At 59.9% G+C, this 1,930-nt stretch carries 3 protein-coding genes; 2 read left to right on the forward strand and 1 reads right to left on the reverse strand.

What is annotated here, in order from left to right; genetic code table 11:
* The first annotated feature begins 722 nt into the window (after nt 1-722).
* On the forward strand, nt 723-893 hold the full coding sequence (locus ACWGS9_RS34665; RefSeq protein WP_454509417.1) for a hypothetical protein: 171 nt from the start codon (nt 723-725) through the stop codon (nt 891-893).
* A 218-nt stretch (nt 894-1,111) separates the two neighbouring features.
* The gene (locus ACWGS9_RS34670; RefSeq protein WP_454509418.1) at nt 1,112-1,330 is read left to right on the forward strand and encodes a hypothetical protein; all 219 of its coding nucleotides are present in this window, start codon (nt 1,112-1,114) and stop codon (nt 1,328-1,330) included.
* Nucleotides 1,331-1,703: 373 nt separating this feature from the next.
* On the opposite strand, the gene ACWGS9_RS34675 is transcribed toward ACWGS9_RS34670, so the two are convergent.
* Nucleotides 1,704-1,930, reverse strand: a 227-nt coding sequence (locus tag ACWGS9_RS34675) for a hypothetical protein (RefSeq protein WP_454509419.1), incomplete at its 5' end; no start/stop codon positions are given.

Genomic DNA, 1,930 nt, shown 5'->3' on the forward strand with positions numbered 1-1,930 from the left:
TCGATTCTCGTTTGGACTCCAATTCCGACTTGCTTGGCAGTCGGTGCACGACTTTTTCAGCAACCTGTTAAAGCGCGCTTCGCGTCGAAATGGAATCAGGCGACGCGCTTGTCTTATGATTTTTCCCGGATATCGGGCACTGTGGTTCTATCACCGGCGGTTCGCAGCCGCCGGTGATGAAAGGGGCGCACGCGCAGATCATCTGACGGGTCGAGTTAAAGTTTGATCGCCCTTTCTTTCCTTGTGGCCTGAACGGATACCGGGGCTTTGCGGCCCGGATGACAAGCATCGGATAGGAAAAGATGATCCCTTCTACCATCGGCGTCGATATCTCGAAAGAGACACTCGAGGTTCATCGCATGAGCGATGGCGCCAGCCGCCGGTTCGATCCTGCCGAGAACCTTGTGTCCCCGAAAAGGCAGGCTCCGCTGCGCGGCGAGGGAGCTTGCCGGTCTTAGGCGCCAAGCGCTCACCGGCGCATCACCTTGTCGAAACCTGGATAGGATATCGACCGACGAGGTGGTTCGGGCGAAACCGAGTATCGAGCAATGGCAGGTCAAGCGGTTCCCGCTGATTGAGAAACGCATGAGCAGGCCGGATCGCCTCTCCTGGCTGCGCCGGCGCTTATCCCGCGCCCCCGAAGCGCGCCTGCGTGGGTTGCCCTTTCCACGACAATGCGCGCTGGCGCCGTATGCGCGACCACGACCCGGAAGCCTGGGCCGATGCCCGTTGCGGTCGACCGGGCCATTCGCACCGGACTGCTCGGTATTCGCGGCGAGATCTTCCTGCACCGCTCCTTTGTCCCGCTCGACCAGGCCGATCTGTCGACGGCCGCCGATCATCGCCAGCTCGATCTGTGGCCGAACGAATGCGAGGGCATCTGCGGGGTGTAAGGCACGAGCATATTGCGATGGGCACAACGGTCGCGTCCCCTGGTCGGGGCCGCGGGTTCTCTTCTTTCTGCCGTCCCATTCTACGGCTGCTTAGCCCGTGTCAAGGACGAGCGTGAGCCCCCGATTTTATCTCTGCTCCGGTTCCCGGCGCTGCGACAAAACCCGCCCCCACTCGCCGGCTCTGCCGGTCGCGTTCCGCGTCCCTGACACACGCTTCCGTGCGCACGTGGTCGCGTCGATGTCATCAAAAGGAGACGATCAACAGGACCACTATCGATCAAATCAGCGAATTACGCGCCGAGCCTCGGAGCTGCTATTTCACCAAGGAAGAACGCGCTGCGGCCGAAGCCGAACTGGCGGCCCTGATTGCGCAGCAGCAAAATGCGGCCGAGCAGTTCGCCCGTGACATCCAAGCCTTCGCCACTGATCTGGAATGAGGTCGGGGACCAATCGAGAGAGCGTACGCTGCCTACGCCCTCTGGATTTTTTCCTCAACGATCTCGCCGACAGCATCTGGTCGCACTACTGCGTCAACTCCAGGAACTTACCCAGGAGCAGCAACGAACACCGACCGATCACAGCGACATCGAAAACGGCCCGTCCTCGTTCTAAAGCACACATCCTCGACACTCGGCGGCCCGCGAAGGCCGCCTTTTTGTTCCCTCCACAAGCACCAAACTCTTGTCGTCGTTTAGCCGCGCTTTTGAAAAGCCATCAACACACGGGCAAGCAGCCAAACGCTTGCGGCTGCTGGCCGTGATCACGGGCCATTTCCACATCGGCGAATCTTGATCGAAGACTCGGTCCAGATCAAGCGCGCTCTTCCGACCTTGGCCCGAGCGGGCGTGTTAGAAATGGAGGCCCTGTGGACGCGCGTTTTTCCTGACTGGTCAGCTTCTCGACAGCTGGTTGCGATAGCTTGTCGTTGGCGTGCGAGCTCGCAATCCATTCGCCGCTGATACTTTGATCTGAGCCTGTCTGCGCAGACTTGCGAGCAATCAATATTTTCGATGGAGAGCGGTATGGATGGTTCTCAG

Source organism: Mesorhizobium sp. Arg314, assembly GCF_053714275.1.

Bases quoted from the DNA above. Each gene is read 5' to 3' on its own strand.
- ACWGS9_RS34665 (WP_454509417.1), top strand. From the start codon at position 723: ATGCCCGTTGCGGTCGACCGGGCCATTCGCACCGGACTGCTCGGTATT.